Raw genomic sequence first — 740 nt, 5'->3', positions numbered from 1 at the left:
GTAACCGGCCGGTCAGGGCCGCCTTGGCATCTGACGTTCGCCGCTTAGGCTGACGTTGGTAGCGACGTTGTTACTGACGTGAGCAAGGCGGGAGCGGCTGGATGCGGCAGGAGATCCTGACGGGTGTCGAGCGCCGGCGGCGCTGGAGTGACGAGCAGAAGCTGGCGATCGTCGGCGAGGTGGGAGTGAACGGTGCCCGGGTCGCCGATATCGCGCGCCGGCACGATCTGAACCGCTCGCAGATCTACCAGTGGCGACGGGAGCTTGCCCGCCGGGGCCTGATCGAGGTGGAGCGCAGCGTGTTCCTCCCGGTCACTGCCGAGCCGCTGGTTGCCAACGAGACGCCGGTCGGGGGTGCCCACCCCGTGACGGTCGGTCTGGCCAAGGGTCGGACGCTGAGCGTCACGACGGCCGTGCCGCCGGCTGTGCTGCAGCGCCTCGTCCGCGCGGTCGAGGGCGCATGATCGGCCCCGGAACCGGCGTGCGCGTGTACCTGGCCGCCGGCGTCACGGACATGCGCAAGGGCATCACCGGCTTGGCGGCGCTGGCGCAGGAGGTGCTGCGGCAGAACCCGGCCTCGGGCGCGGTGTTTGCGTTCCGCGGGCGCCGCGGCGACAGACTGAAGCTGTTGTATTGGGACGGCCAGGGGTTCTGCCTGTACTACAAGGTCCTGGAGCGCGGCCGGTTCCCTTGGCCGTCGCCGGCGGATGGGAGCGTGCGGCTGACCTCGGCGCAGCTGG

General features: G+C 70.7%; 2 protein-coding genes. Both read left to right on the top strand.

Annotated features, from left to right (window positions below; genetic code table 11):
• Positions 1–101 precede the first annotated feature (101 nt).
• The gene (tnpA, locus tag DRB17_RS19815; protein ID WP_114583951.1) at positions 102–464 is read left to right on the top strand and encodes an IS66-like element accessory protein TnpA; all 363 of its coding nucleotides are present in this window, start codon (positions 102–104) and stop codon (positions 462–464) included.
• Positions 461–740: IS66 family insertion sequence element accessory protein TnpB (tnpB, locus tag DRB17_RS19810; RefSeq protein WP_147274984.1), on the top strand; the 280-nt coding region annotated here is incomplete at its 3' end. The genes tnpA and tnpB, both read left to right, overlap by 4 nt.

It is taken from the genome of Ferruginivarius sediminum, from assembly GCF_003344765.1.
GTDB lineage: Bacteria > Pseudomonadota > Alphaproteobacteria > Kiloniellales > Rhodovibrionaceae > Ferruginivarius > Ferruginivarius sediminum.
This window is presented reverse-complemented; position numbering and strand designations above follow the sequence as displayed.

Coding starts and splice junctions, on each gene's coding strand:
- tnpA (WP_114583951.1), top strand. CDS start 102: ATGCGGCAGGAGATCCTGACGGGTGTCGAGCGCCGGCGGCGCTGGAGT.